Annotated in this window: 22 protein-coding genes and 3 tRNA genes; 11 read left to right on the forward strand and 14 right to left on the reverse strand. The window is 55.1% G+C overall.

From position 1 onward, the window contains the following. Positions 1-7: 7 nt before the first annotated feature. From gudD to syd, 7 genes are all read right to left on the reverse strand, one after another. Positions 8-1,345: a glucarate dehydratase gene (gene gudD / locus HV355_RS06540; protein ID WP_182401351.1), complete on the reverse strand. Its 1,338-nt coding sequence runs from the start codon at positions 1,343-1,345 to the stop codon at positions 8-10. 15 nt (positions 1,346-1,360) lie between these two features. Continuing rightward, entirely contained in the window at positions 1,361-2,701 is a 1,341-nt protein-coding gene (locus tag HV355_RS06545) for an enolase C-terminal domain-like protein (RefSeq protein WP_182401778.1), read from the reverse strand. Next, positions 2,701-4,056 carry a galactarate/glucarate/glycerate transporter GudP gene (gene gudP / locus HV355_RS06550; RefSeq protein ID WP_089601178.1) on the reverse strand — a complete coding sequence of 452 codons (1,356 nt, stop codon included), beginning with the start codon at positions 4,054-4,056 and terminating at the stop codon, positions 2,701-2,703. Before gudP ends, HV355_RS06545 begins: the two co-directional genes overlap by 1 nt. A 328-nt stretch (positions 4,057-4,384) precedes the next feature. Continuing rightward, positions 4,385-4,834, reverse strand: coding sequence for a flavodoxin (locus HV355_RS06555; protein WP_042713494.1), 450 nt, complete (start codon positions 4,832-4,834; stop codon positions 4,385-4,387). A 15-nt stretch (positions 4,835-4,849) separates the two neighbouring features. After that, positions 4,850-5,635, reverse strand: coding sequence for a tRNA pseudouridine(65) synthase TruC (gene truC, locus HV355_RS06560; RefSeq protein ID WP_042713496.1), 786 nt, complete (start codon positions 5,633-5,635; stop codon positions 4,850-4,852). Further along, a complete protein-coding gene (locus tag HV355_RS06565; RefSeq protein WP_148400645.1) occupies positions 5,632-5,961 on the reverse strand; it encodes a YqcC family protein in 330 nt (109 codons plus the stop codon). Before HV355_RS06565 ends, truC begins: the two co-directional genes overlap by 4 nt. A 631-nt stretch (positions 5,962-6,592) precedes the next feature. Next, a complete protein-coding gene (gene syd / locus HV355_RS06570) occupies positions 6,593-7,138 on the reverse strand; it encodes a SecY-interacting protein (protein WP_182401353.1) in 546 nt (181 codons plus the stop codon). 69 nt (positions 7,139-7,207) lie between these two features. On the opposite strand from syd, the gene queF reads away from it, so the two are divergent. The 5 genes from queF to xni all read left to right on the forward strand — a co-directional run bounded on the left by queF (position 7,208) and on the right by xni (position 13,633). Next, complete coding sequence (queF, locus tag HV355_RS06575) at positions 7,208-8,050, forward strand: NADPH-dependent 7-cyano-7-deazaguanine reductase QueF (RefSeq protein ID WP_108416361.1); 843 nt, start codon at positions 7,208-7,210, stop codon at positions 8,048-8,050. A gap of 116 nt (positions 8,051-8,166) precedes the next feature. Then, the gene (gene ppnN, locus HV355_RS06580; protein ID WP_100166313.1) at positions 8,167-9,531 is read left to right on the forward strand and encodes a nucleotide 5'-monophosphate nucleosidase PpnN; all 1,365 of its coding nucleotides are present in this window, start codon (positions 8,167-8,169) and stop codon (positions 9,529-9,531) included. A 513-nt stretch (positions 9,532-10,044) separates the two neighbouring features. Continuing rightward, positions 10,045-11,334 (forward strand): HAAAP family serine/threonine permease, encoded by a 1,290-nt coding sequence (locus tag HV355_RS06585; RefSeq protein WP_010435092.1) that lies wholly within the window; start codon positions 10,045-10,047, stop codon positions 11,332-11,334. A gap of 63 nt (positions 11,335-11,397) precedes the next feature. Beyond that, complete coding sequence (locus HV355_RS06590; protein ID WP_182401355.1) at positions 11,398-12,765, forward strand: L-serine ammonia-lyase; 1,368 nt, start codon at positions 11,398-11,400, stop codon at positions 12,763-12,765. A gap of 112 nt (positions 12,766-12,877) precedes the next feature. Beyond that, the gene (gene xni / locus HV355_RS06595; RefSeq protein ID WP_120159379.1) at positions 12,878-13,633 is read left to right on the forward strand and encodes a flap endonuclease Xni; all 756 of its coding nucleotides are present in this window, start codon (positions 12,878-12,880) and stop codon (positions 13,631-13,633) included. Between the two features lie 62 nt (positions 13,634-13,695). On the opposite strand, the gene rlmM is transcribed toward xni, so the two are convergent. The 4 genes from rlmM to HV355_RS06615 form a co-directional block, all read right to left on the reverse strand. Next, entirely contained in the window at positions 13,696-14,796 is a 1,101-nt protein-coding gene (gene rlmM / locus HV355_RS06600; RefSeq protein ID WP_010435097.1) for a 23S rRNA (cytidine(2498)-2'-O)-methyltransferase RlmM, read from the reverse strand. Further along, on the reverse strand, positions 14,789-15,184 hold the full coding sequence (locus HV355_RS06605) for a DUF423 domain-containing protein (protein WP_010435099.1): 396 nt from the start codon (positions 15,182-15,184) through the stop codon (positions 14,789-14,791). Before HV355_RS06605 ends, rlmM begins: the two co-directional genes overlap by 8 nt. 39 nt (positions 15,185-15,223) lie before the next feature. Beyond that, positions 15,224-16,141, reverse strand: a complete 918-nt coding sequence (gene gcvA, locus HV355_RS06610; protein WP_010435102.1) for a glycine cleavage system transcriptional regulator GcvA — start codon at positions 16,139-16,141, stop codon at positions 15,224-15,226. A 348-nt stretch (positions 16,142-16,489) separates the two neighbouring features. Further along, positions 16,490-16,717 (reverse strand): YgdI/YgdR family lipoprotein, encoded by a 228-nt coding sequence (locus tag HV355_RS06615; RefSeq protein ID WP_010435104.1) that lies wholly within the window; start codon positions 16,715-16,717, stop codon positions 16,490-16,492. A 192-nt stretch (positions 16,718-16,909) separates the two neighbouring features. Between HV355_RS06615 and csdA the strand changes: the two genes are divergently transcribed. Next, positions 16,910-18,115, forward strand: a complete 1,206-nt coding sequence (gene csdA / locus HV355_RS06620) for a cysteine desulfurase CsdA (protein WP_182401780.1) — start codon at positions 16,910-16,912, stop codon at positions 18,113-18,115. Then, positions 18,115-18,561 (forward strand): cysteine desulfurase sulfur acceptor subunit CsdE, encoded by a 447-nt coding sequence (gene csdE / locus HV355_RS06625; RefSeq protein ID WP_182401356.1) that lies wholly within the window; start codon positions 18,115-18,117, stop codon positions 18,559-18,561. The genes csdA and csdE overlap by 1 nt, the downstream gene beginning before the upstream one ends. On the opposite strand, the gene tcdA is transcribed toward csdE, so the two are convergent. Then, a complete protein-coding gene (gene tcdA, locus HV355_RS06630) occupies positions 18,552-19,358 on the reverse strand; it encodes a tRNA cyclic N6-threonylcarbamoyladenosine(37) synthase TcdA (RefSeq protein WP_182401358.1) in 807 nt (268 codons plus the stop codon). The two genes, csdE and tcdA, sit on opposite strands and share 10 nt — an antisense overlap. Positions 19,359-19,433: 75 nt before the next feature. Then, on the reverse strand, positions 19,434-20,531 hold the full coding sequence (gene mltA, locus HV355_RS06635; RefSeq protein WP_108416355.1) for a murein transglycosylase A: 1,098 nt from the start codon (positions 20,529-20,531) through the stop codon (positions 19,434-19,436). Positions 20,532-20,739: 208 nt separating this feature from the next. Between mltA and HV355_RS06640 the strand changes: the two genes are divergently transcribed. The 3 genes from HV355_RS06640 to HV355_RS06650 all read left to right on the forward strand — a co-directional run bounded on the left by HV355_RS06640 (position 20,740) and on the right by HV355_RS06650 (position 21,058). Beyond that, a tRNA-Met gene (locus HV355_RS06640) sits at positions 20,740-20,816 on the forward strand. 44 nt (positions 20,817-20,860) lie between these two features. Then, positions 20,861-20,937, forward strand: a tRNA-Met gene (locus HV355_RS06645). 44 nt (positions 20,938-20,981) lie between these two features. Beyond that, a tRNA-Met gene (locus HV355_RS06650) sits at positions 20,982-21,058 on the forward strand. A gap of 88 nt (positions 21,059-21,146) precedes the next feature. Here HV355_RS06650 and amiC read toward each other — a convergent pair. Next, on the reverse strand, positions 21,147-22,400 hold the full coding sequence (amiC, locus tag HV355_RS06655; RefSeq protein WP_182401360.1) for an N-acetylmuramoyl-L-alanine amidase AmiC: 1,254 nt from the start codon (positions 22,398-22,400) through the stop codon (positions 21,147-21,149). A gap of 227 nt (positions 22,401-22,627) precedes the next feature. Here amiC and argA point away from each other — a divergent pair, with 227 nt between their 5' ends. Continuing rightward, a complete protein-coding gene (gene argA, locus HV355_RS06660) occupies positions 22,628-23,959 on the forward strand; it encodes an amino-acid N-acetyltransferase (protein ID WP_010435120.1) in 1,332 nt (443 codons plus the stop codon). The last annotated feature ends 3 nt before the right edge of the window (positions 23,960-23,962 follow it).

Here is a 23,962-nt window from a genome sequence, read left to right on the forward strand (position 1 = left end):
AATGCGTTTATCGTACCATGCACGGACGTTTATTGTCGAATGTCCAGTCCGGGATCAAATACTGCATGGCTATCGCATCGTCGCGCGCGCCCAGACCGTGTTTCAGGTACAGTTCGTGGGCTTTCATCACCTGGTCCATATCCAGCTCAACGCCCAGACCCGGCGTGGTTGGCACCTGCACCATGCCGCCTTTGATTTCAAACGGCTGCTTAGTAAGACGCTGATTGCCCTCCTGCCAGATCCAGTGGGTATCTATGGCGGTGATCGCGCCCGGCGCGGCAGCGGCAACGTGAGTGAACATTGCCAGCGACACGTCGAAGTGATTGTTGGAGTGCGAGCCCCAGGTCAGGCCGAACTCGTGGCACATCTGCGCCACGCGAACTGAACCCTGCATCGTCCAGAAGTGCGGGTCCGCCAGAGGAATATCGACGGACTGAAGGGATAAGGTATGCCCCATCTGGCGCCAGTCGGTGGCAATCATATTGGTTGCCGTTGGCAAACCGGTGGCGCGGCGAAACTCGGCCATCACCTCGCGCCCGGAGAAGCCCTGCTCGGCCCCACACGGATCTTCCGCGTAGGCCAGCACGCCTTTAAGCTGCTTACCGATTTTAATCGCTTCATCAAGCGACCATGCGCCGTTCGGATCCAGCGTGACGCGCGCCTGCGGGAAACGTTTTGCCAGCGCGGTAATGGCCTCCGCCTCTTCTTCCCCTGCCAGTACGCCGCCCTTCAGTTTGAAGTCGTTGAAGCCATATTTTTCGTAAGCGGCTTCGGCCAAACGCACCACCGCGTCAGGCGTCATCGCTTCATCGTGGCGAACACGGTACCAGTCGCAGTGCTCATCCGGCTGGCTCTGGTACGGCAGCGGCGTCAGCTTACGGTTGCCGACAAAGAACAGATAGCCCAGCATTTCCACTTCGGTGCGCTGCTGACCCTCGCCCAGCAGGGACGCAACGTTCACGCCAAGATGCTGACCAAGCAGATCCAACATTGCCGCCTCAATACCGGTGACCACGTGGATAGTCGTACGCAGGTCGAAGGTTTGCAGCCCGCGCCCGTCCGCATCGCGGTCCGCAAAGGTGCTACGCACGCTATTGAGAACATTTTTGTATTCGCCGAGGGTTTTCCCCACCACCAGCGGAATGGCGTCCTCCAGCGTTTTGCGGATCTTTTCCCCGCCCGGAATTTCGCCCACGCCCGTATGGCCGGAATTGTCTTTGATAATCACGATATTGCGGGTAAAGAACGGCGCATGTGCGCCGCTCAAATTCATCAGCATGCTGTCATGGCCCGCAACCGGAACGATCTGCATGGAAGTGACTACAGGGGTAGAAAATGTGCTCATAGTTCAATCCTTTTATCAGTGACGTCCAAAAACAGGGCGCTTACGGTCAAATGTCCAGCCGGGGATCAGGTACTGCATCGGGCCCGCGTCGTTACGCGCGCCGCCTGGCAACCTCTTATACGCCTCGTGCGCTTTGTGGATCTGATCCCAGTCAAGCTCCACGCCCAGGCCCGGCGCATCCGGTACGGCAATGCTGCCGTTTTTGATCTCCAGCGGATTTTTCGTCAGGCGGGCTTCCCCTTCCTGCCAAATCCAGTGGGTGTCGATGGCGGTCGGGTTACCCGGTGCCGCCGCGCCAACGTGGGTAAACATCGCCAGCGAAATGTCGAAATGGTTGTTGGAGTGACAGCCCCAGGTCAGCCCCCAGTCGTCGCACAGCTGCGCCACGCGCACCGCACCGGACAGCGTCCAGAAGTGCGGGTCAGCCAGCGGAATATCCACCGAATTGAGCATGACCGCATGGCCCATTTCACGCCAGTTGGTGGCGATCATGTTGGTGGCAACCGGCAGCCCGGTGGCGCGGCGGAATTCGGCCATCACTTCACGACCAGAGAAACCCTGCTCGGCACCGCACGGATCTTCCGCGTAGGTCAGTACATCGCCCAGACCTTTACACAGCGAGATGGCTTCATCCAGCAACCATGCGCCGTTCGGATCCACGGTGATCCGCGCATCGGGGAAACGCTTTTTCAGCGCGCGGGCAGTTTCAATTTCCTGCTCGCCGGGCAGTACACCGCCTTTCAGTTTGAAATCCTTAAAGCCGTAGCGGTCCTGTGCGGCTTCCGCCAGACGCACCACCGCCTCGCCGGTGAGCGCCTCCTGATGGCGCAGGTGATACCACTCATGGTTGCCCGGCGAACGGTCCAGATAAGGCAGATCGGTTTTATTACGGTCGCCTACGTAGAACAGGTAGCCCAGCACCGTTACCGCATCGCGCTGTTTGCCTGGGCCCAGCAGTTCGCAGACCGGGACATTCAGCGCCTTACCGAGCAAATCGAGCAGAGCGGCTTCCAGCGCGGCAACCGCGTTGACGCGCAGTTCAAACGTCCAGGCACCTTTTCCGAAGGTATCAAAGTCAGCAGACTGGTTTCCCTTATGCACCCGCTGAACCACTTTGTTGAGACGGGCCACCTCCTGACCCACCACCTGTGGAATGGCATCAACCAGCGTCTGGTAAATCACCTCTCCGCCCGGCGCTTCGCCAACGCCGGTATTCCCCGCGCTGTCGGTCAGTACCACGATATTGCGGGTAAACCAGGCGTTATGCGCGCCGCCAATATTGAGCAGCATGCTGTCCTGTCCAGCCACCGGGATGACCTTCATCTCAGTGACGACAGGGCTTGATTGCGTTGTCATCATCCACGCTCCCCTACAGGTTTAAGTTCGACGCGTTTGATATCGCCGACCAGCACCAGGTAACTCAGCACCGCCACCAGCGCATGCACCCCTACGTAAATCAGCGCACCGTTAAAGGAGCCGGTGGTGCCGACGATGTAGCCGATAGCGATTGGCGTAACAATCCCCGAAATATTGCCGAACATGTTGAACAGACCGCCGCTCAGGCCGCTGATCTCCTTCGGTGCCGTGTCCGCCATCACCGCCCAGCCCAGCGCGCCAATGCCTTTGCCGAAGAAGGCCATCGCCATAAAGCCGATAATCATCCACTCAGCACTCACGTAGTTACAGAACACCATGGTCATGGAGAGCAGCATCCCGAGCACGATAGGCGTTTTACGCGCGATATTGAGAGAGCCGGTGCGGCGCATCAGCCAGTCGGAAATCACCCCGCCGAGCACGCCGCCCACGAAGCCGCAGATGGCCGGGATCGAGGCAACAAACCCCGCCTTCAGAATCGACATGCCGCGCGCCTGCACCAGATAAACCGGGAACCAGGTGATGAAGAAGTAGGTTAAGGCGTTGATGCAGTACTGGCCCAGATAGATACCGATCATCATGCGCGAGCCGACGAGCTGCTTGATCTGCGCCCATTTCTGGCTGAACGGGACTTTTGCTTTTGCGGATTTCTGATCCATGTTGATCAGCGCTCCGCCTTCCGCGATGTACTCCAGCTCCTTCTTGTTCACGCCCGGGTGTTGATTGGGTTCATGGATCACTTTCAGCCAGATAAAGCTGATGACGATCCCAAGCCCACCCATGAAGAAGAAGACGTGTGACCAGCCCACCTCATGCGTCAGCCAGCCCATGATTGGCGCGAAGATCACCGTGGCGAAGTATTGTGCGGAGTTGAAAATCGCGACCGCGGTTCCCCTCTCCTGTGCCGGGAACCAGGCTGCGACAATGCGGCTGTTCCCCGGGAAGGAAGGCGCTTCCGCTAAGCCAACCAGGAAGCGCAGCGTGAAGAGTGCCACGATAATGCCGAAGCCGCTGAAGATATCGACGAAACCCTGCAGCAGGGTAAACATCGACCAGATAAAGATGGACCAGAAATAGACCCGTTTTGAGCCAAAGCGGTCAAGCAGCCAGCCGCCAGGAATTTGGCCGATGACATAGGCCCATGAAAACGCCGAGAAAACATAACCCATGCCGACCGGATCAAGTCCGATATCTTTTGCCATCTCAGAACCAGCAATCGACAGCGTGGCGCGGTCACCGTAGTTGAAGGATGTGACGATAAACAGCATCACCACTATCCAGTAACGAGCGTTAGTGCGCTTCTCTGCGCTGCTCGCCGCCTGGCTTAATGAACTCATAGTTGCACTCCTGAATCATAGCTTTCGCCTGGTTCATTCTGTACAGCACCTGTAGGGTAATCAGAATGAGAGATAAGTGTTCGGCAGTTTTGGTACGGCTGAAGGCCGTTTTATGGTGAAGCGCTGCCTTATTGGGTAACTGACGGGAAAAGTATATGAACGAGTGGCGCTCTTCCTCACCGTGCATCGACACAACATTGAAGGGGGAGTAAGACGTGGTTTGGGGCATAAGCCCAAAGCAGTGGAAGATGGTTCACGGAAATGAGGTTTTCGTGCGGCTTTGTTGCCGGGTGGCGGCTTCGCCTGACCCGGCCTACAAACGACAAAACTAGTTAAGCAGCGTTGCCCAGTGCTCAACCCACGGGTTTGATTCGCTTTCTGGCTCCGGGTGTTCGCCTGCGTCAATCAGCAGCATCTCGCCGACGCGCTGGGCGCTCTGCTCCTGCAAAAGGGCATCGAACTGTTTACCGCCGCCGCAGAAGTTGGCGTAAGAGCTGTCGCCCAGGGCAATGATGCCGTAGTGCACGTTCGGCTGATAGCCAAGCCGGTCTTTAATGCCCTGGAACAGCGGCACGATGCTGTCCGGCAGATCGCCCTGCCCGGTCGTGGAGGTCACCACCAGAATGTATTTATCTTGATACTTTTCCCAGTCTGCCAGTTCCGGGTCTTCATAGACCGTGGCTTTATGGCCCTGGCTGGCGAGTATTGCCTCTGCTTCTTCCGCGACCAGCAGCGAGTTGCCGTACATTGTGCCGACAAAAATGCCTACTTCAGCCATGCTTTGCTCCCTTAATTATTGCGCTTGCTGTTCATCCTGAACGTTGCCTGATACAAACTCAACCCTTTCATTTTCGGGGAGTTGCCCCAGCCAGCCAAATTGTGACAGCGCCTGCATCCAGACGTCGTCCAGCCCCGCGCGGATAGTCAGCGGTTCGCCGGTGAACGGGTGCGTCAGGCTCAGCTCGCTGGCGTGCAGCATCAGGCGATGGCAGCCAAAATGCTCGGCCGCGCTGCGGTTCTGGCGCAAATCACCGTGCTTGCTGTCGCCAATAATCGGGTGGCGCAGATGCGCAAGGTGGCGGCGAAGCTGATGCTTGCGCCCGGTTTTAGGCAAAAGCTCAACCAGGCTGTAGCGTGTGGTCGGAAACTTACTGGTCGCCACCGGCATTTCGGTCGTCGCCATGCCGCGATAATCCGTCACCGCTGGCTGCGGACCTTTATCATCACGGGCAAATTTATCGGCGATTTTATCCAGTTCCTCCACCAGCGGATAATCGAGCGTGGCGGCTTCCGTCAGCCAGCCGCGCACAATCGCGTGGTAGCGCTTTTGCATCTGATGCTGTTCAAACTGCTGCGAAAGCAGACGTCCCGCCTCGCTGGAAAGCCCCATCAGCAGTACGCCGGAGGTTGGACGGTCCAGACGATGGGCGGTAAATACATGCTGACCAATCTGGTCGCGAACGGTCTGCATCACCACCACTTTTTCATCGCGATCGAGCCAGCTGCGGTGCACCAGCCAGCCTGACGGCTTGTTGACTGCCACCAGCCACTCATCCTGATAGAGGATCTCAAGCGTCATGCATCGTCACCGGCAAAGAGCGCATCCAGGCGTTCTAATTCAACCAGCATAACCTCGCGGGCGGGATGGGTCGCTTCCAGCGCCATTTCATAATAGGGAGAGACGGCAAATGCCTGCGGCAGCGGATGGCCACCGTCCAGCAGAGCGTGCATGCGCGGAATCAATACCCATTGCAGCCACTCAACGGGAGCCAGCTTATCCAGGCAGAATGGCTGGGTACTTGCGAATGCTTCTGGCTGCGGCGCGATCTCCTGCCACAGCTGATGTTGGCGCAAGAGTGCTTCGATGGCGTGCAACTGGGCACGAACGCTATCGTGTTGCGTCATAGTCACCTCAACTGAAAAACTGAACGGCGCGCAGCATAGCATTGCAGAACGCAGAAATAAAAAAAGGGAGCACTGTAAAAACAGTGCTCCCGGTTCGTTCCGCAGCATTCCAGCTACAATTCGTGCTCCCTGCTCATCCGTGACAACTTTTCCTGAAGCCCGAAGGCCCGGTCATCCGTCTACCTTTCGCATCCTGCTCACATCATCCTGACGTGATTGTTTCATCCTGAAACTCCTGGCCGTCCAGACCCACCGACCATCCTGACCGGCTCTCGTTCTCCTTCCTGGAGGTGTCCTTTACGCATCCTGCGCGATCCACTTTGCTTCATCCTGAAGCCTTCCTGCAGCGCCATCCTGACGAGTCCTGAGTAAGAAACGCCATCATCCTGATGTTCGTTTCTCGTGTCGGCTTCCTGTCGACGGAGATAGAATCCGCTATTCCGCTTCGTCTTACAACCCACCCCGTGAGCGCTGTAAGACGTCAGAAATCCCTAAAAACGATGCAATGAACAAGTAATCCATTGAAAAACAGCGTAATATTAATCTTAATTAAATGAGGTAATACTGAATGATCCAGCGATCTCTCACAAACCTTGTAAGAGATCTCTCACACGCGCCGTAGCATCATGGATTACAGAAGTGGCTCAAGTTGGGTGAGGAAATCCGCAAGAGAGGGGGCGAGAGTCTCGCGATTGCGGGTACCGATCGTCTCTTTAAACACTTCACCGGACAGGTTGCAGACGGAGATAACATCCAGTTCGCTGTCCAGCGTGGCAATAAAGAGCGTCGGAGAAAGCTTAAGGCGCTTTTGCGTGACCAGGTGACCAATCAGGTTTTCCTGTACACGCTGCAGATCGTCTTCGCTCCAGGTCTGCAACAGCGTCAGCGTAATATCAGCAAAGCGCGCAGGCATATCCCCTGCAAACTGCGCGGTATAAAACGCGTGAACCGCTGGTTGTACCACAATGTCCATTGCCCGTTCAACCGCATTTACATTTTGCTCGCCTGTAAAGGGTTTCGGCTGCCAGATAACGTAATCGTCGAGCGAAGAGATAATGCACGGCGAGGGTACGCCATATAAATCAGCGCTTTGCGGCCACGTCCCCTGTTTTTCATGCCATGCATCGCAATAGCGGGTCGTGAAGGTCGTCAGGGCATTTGCAGTTTCGATATCCACCGATTTCTCTCTTCTTGTAAGACAGGATAAACTCAGGCCATAAGTGTACCTGTAAAGTGGCTATGAAACATGTCTTACGAAAATCATCAGGCGTTAACTGGCTTAACGCTGGGTAAATCGACCGATTACCGCGACACCTACGATGCAAGCCTTCTGCAGGGCGTGCCCCGCAGCCTGAACCGCGACCCGCTTGGGTTACACGCGGACGCACTGCCGTTTGTCGGCGGCGACATCTGGACGCTGTACGAACTCTCCTGGCTTAACGCGCGCGGGCTGCCGCAGGTGGCCGTCGGCCATGTGGAGCTGGATTACGCCAGCGTTAACCTTGTCGAGTCGAAAAGCTTCAAGCTTTATCTCAACAGTTTTAACCAGACAACATTCAACAGTTGGGAAGACGTCCAGGCTACGCTGGAGCGGGATTTACGCGCCTGTGCGCAAGGAAACGTTGCCGTATCGCTGTATCGCCTGAATGAGCTGGAAGGGCAGCCTATCGCCCACTTTAACGGTGCCTGCATTGACGATCAGGACATTGACGTTGAAAGCTATGAGTTCAGTACCGACTACCTCGAAAACGCGGCAAGCGGAAAGGTGGTTGAAGAGACGCTGGTGAGCCATCTGCTGAAGTCCAACTGTCTGATCACCCACCAGCCAGACTGGGGCTCGGTGCAGATCCAGTATCGCGGGCCGAAAATCGACCGGGAAAAATTGCTGCGCTACCTGGTGTCGTTCCGCCATCACAACGAATTCCACGAGCAGTGCGTGGAGCGCATCTTTAACGACATTATGCGTTTCTGCCAGCCAGAAAAGCTGAGCGTTTATGCGCGCTACACCCGCCGTGGTGGACTGGACATCAACCCGTGGCGTACCAATACCGATTTTGTGCCTGCAACGGGCCGTCTGGTGCGTCAATAATATAAATATTTTCACAATATGCGCGGTATCTTCCGCGCTTTAGGTTGTGAAACGTCACGCGCCAGGGCTATTGTAATCAACAGGGAAAGACGATAATCGTCCCGTAAGGAGCTCACTTGATTACACATATTAGCCCGCTTGGCTCAATGGATATGTTGTCGCAGCTGGAAGTGGACATGCTTAAACGCACGGCCAGTAGCGATCTCTATCAACTGTTTCGTAACTGTTCACTTGCCGTACTGAACTCCGGAAGCCTGACCGACAACAGTAAAGAGCTGCTGTCTCGCTTCGAAAGCTTTGATATCAACGTGCTGCGCCGCGAGCGTGGCGTGAAGCTTGAAGTCATCAATCCGCCGGAAGACGCCTTTGTCGACGGGCGCATTATTCGCTCTCTGCAGGCCAACCTGTTTGCCGTGCTGCGCGACATTCTGTTCGTTAACGGGCAGATCCACAACGCTGGCCGTTTCCAGCATCTCGACCTGGAAAGCTCGGTCCATATCACCAACCTGGTGTTCTCGATTCTGCGTAACGCCCGTGCCCTGCACGTGGGCGAAGCACCGAACATGGTCGTCTGCTGGGGCGGTCACTCCATTAACGAGACCGAATACCTGTATGCGCGTCGGGTGGGCACCCAGCTTGGCCTGCGCGAACTGAATATCTGTACCGGCTGTGGTCCGGGCGCGATGGAAGCGCCAATGAAAGGTGCCGCAGTGGGACACGCGCAGCAGCGCTATAAAGAAGGACGTTTTATCGGTATGACCGAGCCGTCCATCATCGCGGCTGAGCCGCCTAACCCATTGGTTAACGAACTGATTATCATGCCAGATATCGAGAAACGTCTTGAGGCGTTTGTCCGTATCGCTCACGGCATTATCATCTTCCCGGGCGGCGTGGGCACGGCGGAAGAGCTGCTTTATCTGCTGGGTATTCTGATGAACCCGGCCAACAAAGATCAGGTTCTGCCGCTGATCCTGACCGGGCCGAAAGAGAGCGCAGACTACTTCCGCGTACTGGACGAATTTATCGTGCATACGTTGGGTGAAGCCGCGCGTCGTCACTATCGCATCATCATTGACGATGCCGCAGAAGTGGCTCGCCAGATGAAGAAAGCAATGCCACTGGTGAAAGAGAACCGTCGTGATACCGGGGATGCTTACAGCTTTAACTGGTCAATCCGCATCGCGCCGGATCTGCAGATCCCGTTTGAACCTTCGCATGAAAATATGGCGAACCTGAAGCTCTATCCCGATCAGCCAGTGGAAGTGCTGGCCGCCGATCTGCGCCGCGCCTTCTCCGGCATTGTGGCGGGTAACGTGAAAGAGGTGGGGATCCGCGCCATTGAAGAATTTGGGCCGTATAAGATCCACGGTGACCCGGAGATGATGCGTCGCATGGATGACATGCTGCAGGGCTTTGTCGCACAGCACCGCATGAAGCTGCCGGGCTCGGCCTATATTCCTTGCTACGAAATCATCAAATAAGATTTCAACCTGCGCTTTTAAAGCCGGATCCTGTTCATCAGGGTCCGGCTTTTTTATTACTGATGCAATTCATAGGCATCATTTATGTTATTTATATCTTTCCCCTGCACGCAAACGATTACCTCGTTTTCGTAACCGTAAAATATCAGCCTTAATCAAAATTACCTGCCAGAAAATCCTAAAAACCCATTTCTTTACAGCGTAACCCTCCTAACTCGCAGGCCAGCCTTTCAAGCTACATGTCGTTAATGGTAGCCTTCGCGCCCGTAAATTCTCTTTGACGTTTTTTTGACAGATAAATGGTCTAAACATGCCCACATAGAGAGTGGATTATTGCAATTGGGATCAGGATCACTGAAGGATTCATAACGAAAATGTATCTTTCCGCCCGCCAATAGTTACGGGTGAAAATTATTAAAAAACCGTCACTGAACGAATTTCATATTACCGTCAGGCACTTTTTCATCGGATTTGACTAAAAACCTGACAATTTGCTTCCTCCAGGAGATACAGATGGAAACCACTCAAACCAGCACCGTTGCTTCGATTGATTCCCGAAGTGGTTGGCGCAAAACGGATACCATGTGGATGCTTGGCCTTTACGGCACAGCAATCGGCGCTGGTGTACTGTTCCTTCCTATCAACGCAGGCGTCGGCGGTCTGATCCCGCTGATCATCATGGCTATCATCGCTTTCCCGATGACCTTCTTTGCACACCGCGGCCTGACCCGCTTCGTGCTGTCCGGTAAAAACCCGGGCGAAGACATCACTGAAGTGGTTGAAGAGCACTTTGGCGTCGGCGCAGGTAAACTGATTACCCTGCTCTACTTCTTCGCGATTTACCCAATTCTGCTGGTTTACAGCGTGGCGATCACTAACACCGTTGAAAGCTTCATGACGCACCAGCTGCAGATGACGCCGCCACCGCGCGCCATTCTGTCTCTGATCCTGATCGTCGGCATGATGACCATCGTGCGTTTCGGTGAGCAGATGATTGTGAAAGCAATGAGCGTACTGGTCTTCCCGTTCGTTATTGCTCTGATGGTACTGGCCTGCTACCTGATCCCGCAGTGGAACGGTGCCGCGCTGGAAACCCTGTCCCTGAGCAGCGCATCCGCAACCGGTAACGGCCTGCTGATGACCCTGTGGCTGGCCATTCCGGTCATGGTGTTCTCCTTCAACCACTCGCCAATCATCTCCTCCTTTGCAGTAGCGAAGCGCGAAGAGTACGGCAATGGCGCAGAGAAGAAGTGCTCCAGCATCCTGGCTCGCGCTCACGTGATGATGGTACTGACCGTGATGTTCTTCGTCTTCAGCTGCGTACTGAGCCTCTCCCCGGTGGATCTGGCGGCAGCGAAAGAGCAGAACATCTCTATTCTGTCTTACCTGGCGAACCACTTTAACGCACCGGTCATTGCCTGGATGGCGCCAATCATCGCGATTATCGCTATCACCAAATCCTTCCTGGGCCACTACCTGGGCGCGCGTGAAGGCTTCAACGGTATGGTGATTAAATCTCTGCGCGGTAAAGGCAAGAGCATTGAAATCAACAAGCTGAACAAAATCACTGCACTGTTCATGCTGCTCACCACCTGGGCGGTAGCGACCCTGAACCCAAGCATCCTGGGCATGATTGAAACCCTGGGCGGCCCGGTCATCGCGATGATTCTGTTCCTTATGCCGATGTACGCGATTCAGAAAGTCCCTGCGATGCGTAAATACAGCGGCCATATCAGCAACGTATTCGTTGTGATTATGGGCCTGATTGCCATCTCCGCCATTTTCTACTCGCTGTTCAGCTAATACCTCCTGCGCCGTCTTCGGGCGGCGCACTCCTCCCCTCTGACTGATAGCAATGGACGCATCATGATTAGCGTATTCGATATTTTCAAAATCGGTATTGGTCCTTCCAGCTCTCACACCGTCGGACCAATGAAAGCCGGTAAACAATTCACGGATGACTTGATTGCACGCGGCATCTTGCACGACATCACCCGCGTGGTCGTCGATGTATACGGTTCCCTTTCCCTGACCGGTAAAGGCCACCATACCGATATCGCCATTATCATGGGCCTGGCGGGTAACCTGCCGGATACCGTTGATATTGACGCGATCCCTAGCTTCATCCAGGACGTAAACACCCACGGTCGCCTGCTGCTGGCAAACGGCGAGCATGAAGTTGAATTCCCGGTTGACCACTGCATGAATTTCCATGCGGACAACCTGTCGCTGCACGAAAACGGCATGCGCATTACCGCGCTGGCGGGCGACAAAGCGGTATACAGCCAGACGTATTACTCTATCGGCGGCGGTTTTATTGTCGACGAAGACCACTTTGGTCAAACCAACACTTCCGCTGTTGACGTGCCTTATCCGTACAAAAACGCGGCGGATTTGCAGCGTCACTGCCAGGAGACAGGCCTGTCCCTTTCCGGCCTGATGATGAAAAACGAACTGGCGCTGCACAGCAAAGAAGAGCTGGAACAACACTTTGCAAACGTCTGGGACGTGATGCGCGGCGGTATCGAGCGCGGGATCACCACGGAAGGCGTCCTGCCGGGTAAACTGCGCGTACCGCGCCGTGCAGCAGCGCTGCGCCGTATGCTGGTGAGCACCGACAAAACCACGACTGACCCGATGGCGGTGGTGGACTGGATCAACATGTTCGCGCTGGCGGTAAACGAAGAGAACGCCGCGGGCGGCCGCGTTGTTACCGCACCAACCAACGGTGCGTGCGGTATCGTTCCGGCGGTGCTGGCGTACTACGACAAGTTTATCCGCGAAGTGAACGCAAACTCACTGGCGCGCTATATGCTGGTCACCAGCGCAATTGGCTCACTGTATAAAATGAACGCCTCCATTTCCGGTGCGGAAGTGGGCTGTCAGGGTGAAGTCGGCGTAGCCTGCTCCATGGCGGCGGCGGGTCTGGCTGAACTGCTGGGTGCAAGCCCGGCGCAGGTGTGCATTGCGGCTGAAATCGGCATGGAGCATAACCTGGGGCTGACCTGCGACCCGGTCGCCGGACAGGTGCAGGTACCGTGTATCGAACGTAACGCGATTGCCTCCGTGAAGGCGGTGAACGCGGCACGTATGGCGCTGCGCCGCACCAGCGAACCGCGCGTCTGTCTCGATAAAGTTATCGAAACCATGTACGAAACGGGTAAAGACATGAACGCCAAATACCGCGAGACCTCACGCGGTGGCCTGGCGATGAAGATCGTGACCTGCGATTAAGCCTCTCAGGAAGCCTCGTTTTGCGAGGCTTCTTCCTGTTTTCCCCACCATTCATAGTTTCATGCTGCTGACAGTGTTACCCTTCACGCATTAGATAGAAGGGAGATTATCTGTGGCCGTTCATTTACTTATCGTCGATGCACTCAACCTGATTCGCCGTATCCATGCGGTACAGGGCACGCCCTGTAAGGACACTTGCCTGCACGCGCTGGAACAGCTTATCCGCCACAGTGAACCCACCCACGCGGTCGCGGTATTTGATGACGAAGCCCGCAACACGGGCTGGCGACACCAGCGTCTGCCCGACTACAAAGCCGGACGCGCACCGATGCCGGACGATCTTCATGCAGAGTTACCCATGATACGCGCGGCATTTGAACAGCGCGGCGTCCCCTGCTGGGGCGCACACGGAAATGAAGCCGACGATCTCGCGGCCACCCTGGCCGTAAAGGTGGCGAGCGCCGGGCATCAGGCCACTATCGTTTCAACTGACAAAGGCTACTGTCAGCTGCTCTCGCCGACTGTCCGCATTCGCGACTATTTTCAAAAACGCTGGCTGGACGCGCCGTTTATTGCCGGTGAGTTCGGCGTCTCGCCTGAGCAACTGCCGGATTACTGGGGGCTGGCAGGCATCAGCAGCTCTAAGGTTCCGGGTGTGGCCGGTATTGGGCCGAAAAGCGCCGCGCAGCTGCTAACGGATTTTCAAAGTCTGGAAGGGATTTACGCCCGTCTGGATGAGGTACCGGAAAAGTGGCGCAAGAAGCTGGAGGCGCATAAAGAGATGGCGTTTATCTGCCGGGAAATCGCAACGCTACAGACGGATTTACAGCTGGACGGGAATTTACAGCAGTTGCGGTTACAACGTTAAAACCACTACACGGTTTTGTAGGCCCGGTAAGCGCAGCGCCACCGGGCAAAACAAAGCACGCACTATCGCTCGTCGCGACGTCCGCCGACCGCAGCCCACCAGCGACGAATATGCACCGTCACTTCTTCACGGTCGTGATACAGCTGACGCGCCTGAATCTCCACGTTAATACCGTGTTCATCCATCTGCTCCTGAATGTACGCCAGATTCTGAGAGACTTCCTCGTAGCGCTTTTTCATCGGCAGCTTAAGGTTGAAGATTGTCTCACGACACCAGCCGTTCACCAGCCAGGAGGCCATCAGCGCGGCCACTTTCGCCGGTTTCTCAACCATATCACACACCATCCAGGAGATGTTGTTGCGGGTTGGACGGTAGCGGAAACCGTCTTCACGCAGCCAGGTGACCTGCCCGGTATCCATCAGGCTTTGCGCCATTGGGCCGTTATCGACAGACGAAACCCACATATTGCGTTTCACCAGTTGATAGGTCCAGCCGCCCGGGCACGCGCCAAGGTCGACGGCGTACATGCCGTTTGCCAGACGCTCATCCCACTCATCCGCCGGGATAAAGACGTGGAACGCCTCTTCCAGCTTGAGCGTGGAACGGCTCGGCGCATCGGACGGGAAGCGCAAACGCGGGATGCCCATAAAGAAGGGCGAGTTGTTGGTGGTATAGGAATAGCCGGTATAGCAGCAGCCAGGGGCGATAAAGAAGATATGCACCACCGGACGCTTCGGCGTTTCGTAGTTCGTCAGCACGCCCGCGTCACGCAGCGCCGCACGCAGCGGCACGGTAAATTTGCGGCAGAACTTCATCAGCTCTTTGCTTTCGTTGGTATCGGCAACCTCAACGCGCAGATCGCCCCCCTTCTCCACCACGCCCTGCAGCATGCCGACAATCGGCGTGATGCGGTCTTCCGGCGGCAGATCTTTCAGCAGCTCGCCCGCGACAAACATCTGACGCGCGAAGATCAGCGAGCTAAACGGCAGCTCACGTGCCAGCTTGTCGGCGTCTTCAGGCTGATAACATTCGAATATCACATAACCCGCGTTCTCTTTTACGCGAGCAAAACCGAAGACTTCGCGCTTCGCGGCTTTATCCGTAATTTCCGCGGCGCACTCTTTCTCAAACCCCGGGCGACAATATAAAACAACCTTATTCATGAACAACGCCCTTGCGTTTCAGACGGATAGCTCCGATAAACATTAATACCCATCCCGCCAGGAAGCTGACGCCGCCGACAGGAGTAACAAACGCCCACAGGCGCAAATGAGAGAGTGCAAGGCAGTACAGGCTACCGCTGAACAGCACGGTACCCAGCGCCATAAACACGCTACTCCAGTAAAACCAGATGCTGATGCGGCGCTGCATTGCCACCGCCAGCCCAAAGATTGCCAGGGTGTGAAACGCCTGATATTCAAGGCCGGTCTGGATCCAGCCCATCTCTACCACCCCTAAAGTTTTGCTTAACACATGCGCGCCAAAAGCACCCAATGCTACAAAAATAAAGCCACTCACCGCGGCAAAAATCAGCATGAATCGGCTGGTCATGTTTCAGTCCTAAAGTGATGCGTGCACAGCACACAAAAGTTATTGTTCATACCTGAAGCGGAATTTTTCTTGCTCGTTTGCCGCTTTAGACAGGATCCACTGTCGGAAGGCGGCTATTTTACCCAGTTCTGCCTGACTGTCATGACAAACCAGATAAAACGCATTCTTGCTGACCAGAACATCATTAAACGGGCAGACCAGACGGCCAGCCTCAATTTCGGACTGTGCCATCACGTTATTCGCCAACGCGACGCCCTGCCCGTGAATAGCAGCCTGTAACACCATCGCGCTGTGGCTAAAAATGGGTCCCTGCTGCACATTTATATGGTTAAGACCTAATTGGCGGGTATAAGTTTGCCAGTCACGGCGAGAAGCATCATGCAAAAGCGTATGTTGCGCCAAATCAGCGGGCGTTTTCAGCGCCTTGTCGCCTGTCAGCAGCAGCGGCGAACAAACAGGCAGCAGATATTCTGCGTATAATTTTTCAACACGCAAGCCCGGCCAGTTGCCGCGGCCATAAAAAATAGCGACATCCACATCGTCAGCCAGTTTGTCTTCCTGACGATCCACGGCCTGGATTCGAACGTCGATTCCCGGATAAGCTGAGTTAAAGCTTGAGAGTCTTGGCACCAGCCACTGAATGGCAAAACTGGGCAATAAACTGACCGTCAGCGCGCCTTTGGCACTCCTGGCCTGCAGTTTCCGCGTGGCTTCCGTCAGTTGGGAAAAAATCTCTTTAATATCCTGAAAATAGCTCTGGCCTTCTTCAGTCAGAAGCAAGGAGCGGTTGCGTCGACGGAACAGCTTAAGCCCCAGAAAATCCTCCAGGGACTTGATTTGATGACTTACTGCGGCCTGAGTCACAAAAAGCTCATCTGCTGCGCGGGTGAAACTCAGGTGACGTGCTGCTGCATCAAAAACACGTAATGCATTAAGAGGTGGCAATCGCTTCGACATGGTTATCTGGCTTAGATGTTAACAGGATTTAACATATAGGAAACAACGTTTAACCTATTAGTTTTTTTTATCTGAGCCATTATAATTTGTCCGTTGAGGAACTACCAGCAAATACCTATAGTGGCGGCACTTCCTGAGCCGGAACGAAAAGTTTTTTGGAATGCGTGTTCTGAAGGGCTTTTGGCTTACGGTTGTGATGTTGTGTTGTTGTGTTTGCAATTGGTCTGCGATTCAGACCACGGTAGCAACGCTACCAATTTTTCACTTCCTGTACATTTACCCTGTCTGTCCATAGTGATTAATGTAGCACCGCCAACTTGCGGTGCTTTTTTTTCGCTTATCTCGCTGTTAATGCTCGATTTCTTTCATCTCTTTCACATCACTGCGATTGATTTGCTGTTTGTTCCCGTTTGCATCTTTGTACGAAATCATCCCAGTATCATTATCGGTAGACGGTTTCCCTTCCGAAACGATAGATCGACCATCGTTGGTATGCATCACGTAGTTATTACCGGAACAAGCGCTCAGGGCAAAAGTAAACACACAGGCTGAGATGATTGCGGCTGTCTTTTTCATGATTATTCTCCTTTAGCAATTAATGCTATTCAAACCTCGATTTATAACAGGCTAAAACATCCACCTAACACTATTTAGCATAACCTGCTTTTTCGAGGTCGCCAGGATATGCAGACAAATCTTATAGATACCAACCTCCTTGCCCTGCCGATGAAATTGCGCGACGATCTCTTTATCGACACGAGGAATTCCATGAACGCTTTCAGTCCTGCGCACTTTCGCGCACAGTTTCCGGCGCTGGCCGATGCCGGTATTTACCTTGATAGCGCTGCCACGGCCCTGAAGCCTCAGGCGGTCATTGAAGCAACGCAGCAATTCTACAGCCTGAGTGCAGGCAATGTGCATCGCAGCCAGTACGCTGAAGCGCAGCATCTTACTGCGCGCTATGAGGCCGCTCGCGATCGGGTCGCACGGCTGATTAATGCCGAAAGCGGGAAAAATATTGTCTGGACGCGCGGCACCACCGAGGCCATCAATATGGTGGCCCAGTGCTACGCACGTCCGCGGCTTCAACCGGGCGATGAAATCATCGTCAGCGAGGCTGAACATCATGCCAACCTGGTGCCGTGGCTGATGGTGGCAGAGCAAACGGGCGCGCGCATTGTGAAGCTCCCGCTGGGTGCCGATTTACTGCCGGACGTGGCGCGTTTACCAGAGCTTACCACCCCCCGCAGCCGGATTCTGGCGCTGGGGCAGATGTCTAACGTTACCGGTGGCTGTCCAGATCTGGCTAATGCCATTGCGTTCGCCCATGCCAGCAATATGGTTGTGATGGTCGACGGTGCGCAGGGCGTGGTGCATTTTCCGGCGGATGTGCAAACGCTGGATATTGATTTCTATGCTTTCTCAGGACATAAGCTCTACGGGCCAACCGGGATCGGAGCGCTGTACGGTAAACCCGACCTGCTGAAACAAATGACGCCGTGGCTCGGCGGTGGAAAGATGATCGCCGAAGTCACCTTCGACGGCTTTAAAACCCAGGAGGTGCCTTACCGTCTGGAAGCCGGTACGCCGAACGTGGCAGGCGTGATTGGCTTAAGCGCAGCGCTTGAGTGGCTGGAAGAAACGGACGTGGCTCAGGCGGAAAACTGGAGCCGGGGTCTGGCTACGCTTGCAGAAGAAGAGCTTAAAAAACGCCCCGGTTTCCGCTCGTTCCGCGTGCAGGATTCCAGCCTGCTCGCCTTTGATTTTGCAGGCGTGCATCACAGTGATATGGTCACGCTGCTGTCGGAATATGGCATCGCCCTGCGCGCCGGACAGCACTGCGCCCAGCCGCTGCTGACGGCGCTTGGCGTTAGCGGTACGCTACGTGCTTCCTTCGCGCCCTATAACACACAAAGCGATGTTGACGCGCTGGTTGCCGCCGTTGACCGCGCCCTTGAATTACTGGTGGATTAATGACTAGCGCTGCTTTAGCCGGGCATCCGTTCGGCACCGCGATCACCGAAGAGACGTTAAAACAGACCTTCGCCCCGCTTACACAGTGGGAAGATAAATATCGTCAGTTGATCCTGCTGGGTAAACAGCTCCCTGCGCTTTCAGACGATCTCAAAGCGCAGGCGAAAGAGATTGCAGGCTGTGAAAACCGCGTCTGGCTGGGGTATAGCCTCTCCGGCGAGAAACTGCACTTCTTTGGCGACAGCGAAGGCCGTATCGTCAGAGGGCTGCTGGCGGTGCTGTTAACCGCAGTGGAAGGGAAAAACGCGGCGGAATTGCTGGCACATTCGCCGCTGGCGTTGTTTGATGAGCTTGGGCTGCGCGCGCAGCTCAGCGCCTCGCGCGGTCAGGGGTTGATCGCGCTCAGCGACGCGGTACAGGACGCAGCGCGTCAGGCTCAGGCCTGACGTTCCGCCTTCGCCATCATCTTCTTCAGGGCGTGAGAGACCGCCACAAAGCCAAAGGAGGCGGTCACCATGGTGGCCGCACCAAAGCCGGAGGCGCAATCCATTCGTTTTGGCCCTTCCGCCGTACTCTTCATCGCACAGACAGACCCATCTGCCTGGGGATAAACCAGCGCTTCAGTTGAGAACACACAGTCAATACCCAGCTTGCCTTTGCTGTTCTTCACCACGTTGAAGTCGCTTTTCAGGCGTTCGCGAAGCTTGGCGGCCAGCGGATCCTGGATCGTTTTCGCCAGATCGGCCACCTGGATCTGCGTCGGATCGATTTGACCGCCCGCCCCGCCCGTCGTGACCAGCGGCACCTTGTAGCGACGGCAGTAAGCGATCAGCGCCGCTTTTGGCCGCACGCTGTCGATGGCGTCAATCACATAGCTGTAGCCTTTGCTCATGTACTCCGCGACGTTATCTGCCGTCACAAAATCGTCGATCACCGTCACGCGGCACTCGGGGTTGATGAGACGAATACGCTCCGCCATCACCTCAGACTTCGCCAGGCCGACGCTATCACGCAGGGCGTGAATTTGACGGTTGGTGTTGGTCACGCAAACGTCATCCATGTCAATCAGCGTGATTGCGCCAATACCGGTTCTCGCCAGCGCTTCTGCCGCCCACGATCCTACACCACCAATGCCCACGACGCAGACATGCGCATCCGCAAACAGCTGGAGGGCTTTTTCACCATATAAACGTGCCGTACCGCCAAAACGCTGGCGCCAGGCGTCACTGATTACCACAGACATAAAACCTCAGATGTAAAAAGGGTGAGGTTTTCCTCACCCTGAACAGTAATCCGTATTGCGCTCAGAATACCACAATCAGCCGCTGAATACGTTTCCGGCACCCGGTGCCGCCTTCAGCACCCATACGCGTCCGTAGTGGTTATACCAGCCCGCACGATGGCCTGCGTCAGGGCCAATACCCTGATAGATGTCGAAGTGCTGGCCTTTGATTGCGCCGCCGACGTCCAGCGCCACCATCAGGCGTAACTCATACTTGCCGTTAAATTTGCCGTTGTTGTCCAGCAGAGGAACCTCAGCAAGCAGCGTGGTGCCCGCAGGAATAATTGACCGATCCGAGGCGACCGATGCGCGCCCAATCAACGGTACCGCACTCGCCCCTTTCACCGGCGCGAAGTTTTGCGGTTTAAAGAAGACGAACGACGGGTTCTGCTCCAGCAGCTCACGCACTTCGGCTTCGCTGTGTTTTTCGCCCCACTCGCGGATCGCCTGCATCGACATATCTTCTTTCTTTACTTCGCCACGGTCGATCAGCACCTTACCGATGCTGCGATAGGCATGACCGTTTTTACCGGAATAGCTGAAGAAGTTAAGCGGCGAACCATCACCGAAATCAATGTACCCGCTGCCCTGAACATCCATAATGAAGTTATCCATCAGCGAGTTGCTGTAGGCCAGGATGTAATTTTCGCTCAGCGCACCGGCGTAGATCTCCGCACGAGACGGCAAGCGGCCGCGCTTTGGCGGCATACGGTAGATAGGATACTGGAACTCGCCCTGGCGGGTGTGTCTCGCCTGAATCACTGGCGTGTAATACCCGGTGAACTGAACGTTGCCGTAATTATCCGCCCCTTCCATCTGCCAGGCATCAATACCAAACTGGCGCATATTGCGCGTATCACCGCCCGCACGCAGCCAGTCCTGCACCGCGCTATAGACATTATTCTGTGAGCCATACAGACGCGGTGACGCATTGCGGATCTGGTAGACCTGCTCGGAGAAATCTCCGGCATTGATCGGTGCGCCGACCGCATCAGGCTGATTAACTAAAGAGAAAGGCTGGGATAACTTCCCGTCTTTATACTGTTGACCGCGATCGGTCGGTTTGGAAGAACAGGCCGCAAGAATCGCTACCATTGCGCCCGTCATCAGATACTTCGCCCAACGTCCTTTCATTATATCTCGTCTTTAAGTTGCCCTTATCCGCGTGATGAAGATAACAAACCGCCAGGGCTAATGAAATGCAATCACATGCCCTTTGGCAAATTTTGCGCAAAAAATAGTCCAAACCAAGCCATGTCGTTCAATTTGCATACAAAATCATGATTTATGTGAAAAAGGGGTTGCATCACAAACCTATCCGAGTATAGTGCGCATCCACGGACGCGGGGTGGAGCAGCCTGGTAGCTCGTCGGGCTCATAACCCGAAGGTCGTCGGTTCAAATCCGGCCCCCGCAACCAATTAAAATTTGATGAAGTATCTTCTACGACTGTAGAAAGACGGACGCGGGGTGGAGCAGCCTGGTAGCTCGTCGGGCTCATAACCCGAAGGTCGTCGGTTCAAATCCGGCCCCCGCAACCAATCAAATTTGAAGAAGTAAGTTTCTACGACTGTAGAAAGACGGACGCGGGGTGGAGCAGCCTGGTAGCTCGTCGGGCTCATAACCCGAAGGTCGTCGGTTCAAATCCGGCCCCCGCAACCAATACTTCTAAAAACAATAAACACCCTTAAGGGTGTTTTTTTGTATCTGCAGTTTGTGAAACTGCCGGGCGATAACCCGGCGTACAGCACTAACCACGTCGCGCCAGCGTCGCCCCGTCTGAGAAATACGCCCGTATCCCTGCCAGAATCGACTCCGCCACTTCCTGCTGGAACTTAGCGGTCTTCAGCTTGCGCTCCTCTTCCACGTTACTGATAAACGCGGTTTCGACCAGGATGGACGGAATATCCGGCGCTTTCAGTACCGCAAACCCGGCCTGCTCGACGCTGTTTTTATGCAGCTTATTGATATTACCCAGCTTGCCCAGCACCGCTTTGCCAAATTTCAGGCTGTCGGTGATGGTTAATGATTGCACCATATCGAACATGGTGTGATCGACGTAGCGGTCGCCGCTCTTGCCCACGCCACCAATTAAGTCCGAGGCGTTCTGCGTATCCGCAAGGTATCTTGCCGCAGTACTGGTCGCCCCTTTGGTCGAGAGTGCAAAAACCGATGAACCGCTCGGTTGGCGACTGGTAAAGGCATCCGCATGGATGGAGACGAACAGATCCGCGCGCTGCTTCTGCGCTTTCGCCACGCGAACTTTCAGCGGAATAAAGACATCCTCATTACGCGTCATGTAGGCGCGCATATTGCCTTCTTTATCAATCAATGCCTTCAGGCGACGGGCGATCTGCAGCACCACATCTTTTTCACGGGTGTGATATTTCCCGACGGCACCGGAGTCTTCCCCGCCGTGGCCGGGATCGAGCATGATCACAATAGGACGATCGCGCCCTGCTTTACCCGGCTGTGGGCCGCTTTGCGCGGGCGGAACCTGACGTTCGAGATCGCCTTTGTTGTAATCCTCCAGAAGCGCCAGAAGCGGATCCTGGATGTCCGTTGCGTTGGCGGGATAAAGATCCATCACCAGACGCTCTTTAAACGTTGCTACCGGCGCAAGCGCAAACAGCTGCGGTTTCACGTTCTGCTTCAGTTCAAAGACCATACGAACCGTCTGCTGATCAAACTGGCCAACGCGCGCTGACTTGATAAAAGGATCGTCACCGCGGATCTGCGCCGCCATCCCCTTAAGCACGGAATTGAGATTTACACCTTCGAGATCCACGACCACACGTTCAGGATTGCTGAGGGCAAATTGCTTATATTTCAGCACGCGATTGGATTCGACCGTCACGCGCGTATAGGTCGACGACGGCCAGACGCGCACCGCCACCACCTGGCTTGTGGCAGCAAGACCGACCTGACTGACGCTAAGCAACCACATTGCCCCGGCCCCTTTTAACAAACGGCGGCGGCTTATTGCTGAATTGGATCCCGACATGCTTCTCCCGAGCAAGAAAACGAACTGATATACAAAATGTCCAGATTGACCGAAAACTTTAACGAATGACGCATAAACTGTCATCTATAAAAGGGTAGACAATCATACGTTAACGCACGGATTACTTATTCTTTTCTGTGTGTCGCGGAAAATTTAGGCTTGCACACGCGGTCATAATCGAATAAAAATACAGAAATTACGAATAAACATTCATTAAGGGTTGTGCCATGGTGAAGGAACGTAGAACCGAACTGGTCCAGGGATTCCGCCATTCTGTTCCCTATATCAACGCCCATCGGGGGAAAACGTTCGTCATCATGCTCGGCGGCGAAGCCATTGAGCATGAAAATTTTTCCAGCATCGTCAATGATATAGGTCTTCTGCACAGCCTCGGCATCCGCCTGGTTGTTGTGTATGGCGCACGCCCGCAGATCGATGCCAACCTGGCCTCTCATCAGCATGAGCCTATTTATCACAAACATACCCGCGTGACGGATGCGAAAACGCTAGAACTGGTGAAACAGGCTGCGGGTCTGCTGCAGCTGGACATTACCGCCCGCCTGTCAATGAGCCTGAACAATACGCCGCTGCAGGGCGCGCATATTAACGTCGTGAGCGGCAACTTCATCATCGCTCAGCCGCTTGGCGTGGACGACGGCGTGGATTATTGCCACAGCGGTCGTATTCGTCGTATCGATGAAGAGGCGATTCACCGCCAGCTGGACAGCGGTGCCATTGTGCTGATGGGCCCGGTCGCCGTTTCCGTAACGGGCGAAAGTTTTAACCTGACGTCTGAAGAGATAGCCACCCAGCTTGCTATCAAGCTGAAAGCGGAAAAAATGATTGGATTTTGTTCCTCACAGGGTGTCGAAAACGATGAAGGGATGATTGTGCCTGAACTATTTCCCAACGAAGCGCAGGCGCGCGTTGAAGCGCTCGAAGAAGCGGGAGATTACCACTCCGGCACCGTGCGCTTTCTGCGCGGAGCAGTGAAAGCCTGCCGCAGCGGCGTGCGCCGTAGCCACCTGATCAGCTATCAGGAAGACGGTGCGCTGCTGCAAGAGCTGTTCTCCCGCGACGGTATCGGTACGCAGATTGTGATGGAGAGCGCCGAGCAGATCCGCCGCGCGACCATCAACGATATTGGCGGCATTCTGGAACTGATCCGTCCGCTGGAACAGCAGGGAATTCTGGTTCGCCGTTCACGCGAGCAGCTGGAGATGGAGATCGACAAATTCACCATCATCCAGCGCGATAACCTGACCATCGCCTGTGCCGCGCTCTATCCGTTCCCAGAGGAGAAGATCGGCGAAATGGCCTGCGTTGCCGTGCATCCTGACTACCGCAGCTCTTCCCGCGGCGAGATGCTGCTGGAGCGTGTGGCAGCTCAGGCGCGGCAGATTGGGCTCAGCAAGCTGTTTGTTCTGACGACCCGCAGCATTCACTGGTTCCAGGAACGCGGCTTTACGCCGGTCGACATTGATTCACTGCCGGAAAGCAAGAAAGAGATGTACAACTATCAGCGTCGTTCAAAAGTGCTAATGGCTGACCTGGGATAATAC

Source organism: Enterobacter sp. RHBSTW-01064, from assembly GCF_014103035.1.
Classification (GTDB): domain Bacteria; phylum Pseudomonadota; class Gammaproteobacteria; order Enterobacterales; family Enterobacteriaceae; genus Enterobacter; species Enterobacter mori.

Bases quoted from the DNA above. Each gene is read 5' to 3' on its own strand.
- gudD (WP_182401351.1), bottom strand. From the start codon at position 1,345: ATGAGCACATTTTCTACCCCTGTAGTCACTTCCATGCAGATCGTTCCG.
- HV355_RS06545 (WP_182401778.1), bottom strand. From the start codon at position 2,701: ATGACAACGCAATCAAGCCCTGTCGTCACTGAGATGAAGGTCATCCCG.
- gudP (WP_089601178.1), bottom strand. From the start codon at position 4,056: ATGAGTTCATTAAGCCAGGCGGCGAGCAGCGCAGAGAAGCGCACTAAC.
- HV355_RS06555 (WP_042713494.1), bottom strand. From the start codon at position 4,834: ATGGCTGAAGTAGGCATTTTTGTCGGCACAATGTACGGCAACTCGCTG.
- truC (WP_042713496.1), bottom strand. From the start codon at position 5,635: ATGACGCTTGAGATCCTCTATCAGGATGAGTGGCTGGTGGCAGTCAAC.
- HV355_RS06565 (WP_148400645.1), bottom strand. From the start codon at position 5,961: ATGACGCAACACGATAGCGTTCGTGCCCAGTTGCACGCCATCGAAGCA.
- queF (WP_108416361.1), top strand. From the start codon at position 7,208: ATGTCTTACGAAAATCATCAGGCGTTAACTGGCTTAACGCTGGGTAAA.
- HV355_RS06585 (WP_010435092.1), top strand. From the start codon at position 10,045: ATGGAAACCACTCAAACCAGCACCGTTGCTTCGATTGATTCCCGAAGT.
- HV355_RS06590 (WP_182401355.1), top strand. From the start codon at position 11,398: ATGATTAGCGTATTCGATATTTTCAAAATCGGTATTGGTCCTTCCAGC.
- rlmM (WP_010435097.1), bottom strand. From the start codon at position 14,796: ATGAATAAGGTTGTTTTATATTGTCGCCCGGGGTTTGAGAAAGAGTGC.
- HV355_RS06605 (WP_010435099.1), bottom strand. From the start codon at position 15,184: ATGACCAGCCGATTCATGCTGATTTTTGCCGCGGTGAGTGGCTTTATT.
- gcvA (WP_010435102.1), bottom strand. From the start codon at position 16,141: ATGTCGAAGCGATTGCCACCTCTTAATGCATTACGTGTTTTTGATGCA.
- HV355_RS06615 (WP_010435104.1), bottom strand. From the start codon at position 16,717: ATGAAAAAGACAGCCGCAATCATCTCAGCCTGTGTGTTTACTTTTGCC.
- csdA (WP_182401780.1), top strand. From the start codon at position 16,910: ATGAACGCTTTCAGTCCTGCGCACTTTCGCGCACAGTTTCCGGCGCTG.
- csdE (WP_182401356.1), top strand. From the start codon at position 18,115: ATGACTAGCGCTGCTTTAGCCGGGCATCCGTTCGGCACCGCGATCACC.
- tcdA (WP_182401358.1), bottom strand. From the start codon at position 19,358: ATGTCTGTGGTAATCAGTGACGCCTGGCGCCAGCGTTTTGGCGGTACG.
- mltA (WP_108416355.1), bottom strand. From the start codon at position 20,531: ATGAAAGGACGTTGGGCGAAGTATCTGATGACGGGCGCAATGGTAGCG.
- amiC (WP_182401360.1), bottom strand. From the start codon at position 22,400: ATGTCGGGATCCAATTCAGCAATAAGCCGCCGCCGTTTGTTAAAAGGG.
- argA (WP_010435120.1), top strand. From the start codon at position 22,628: ATGGTGAAGGAACGTAGAACCGAACTGGTCCAGGGATTCCGCCATTCT.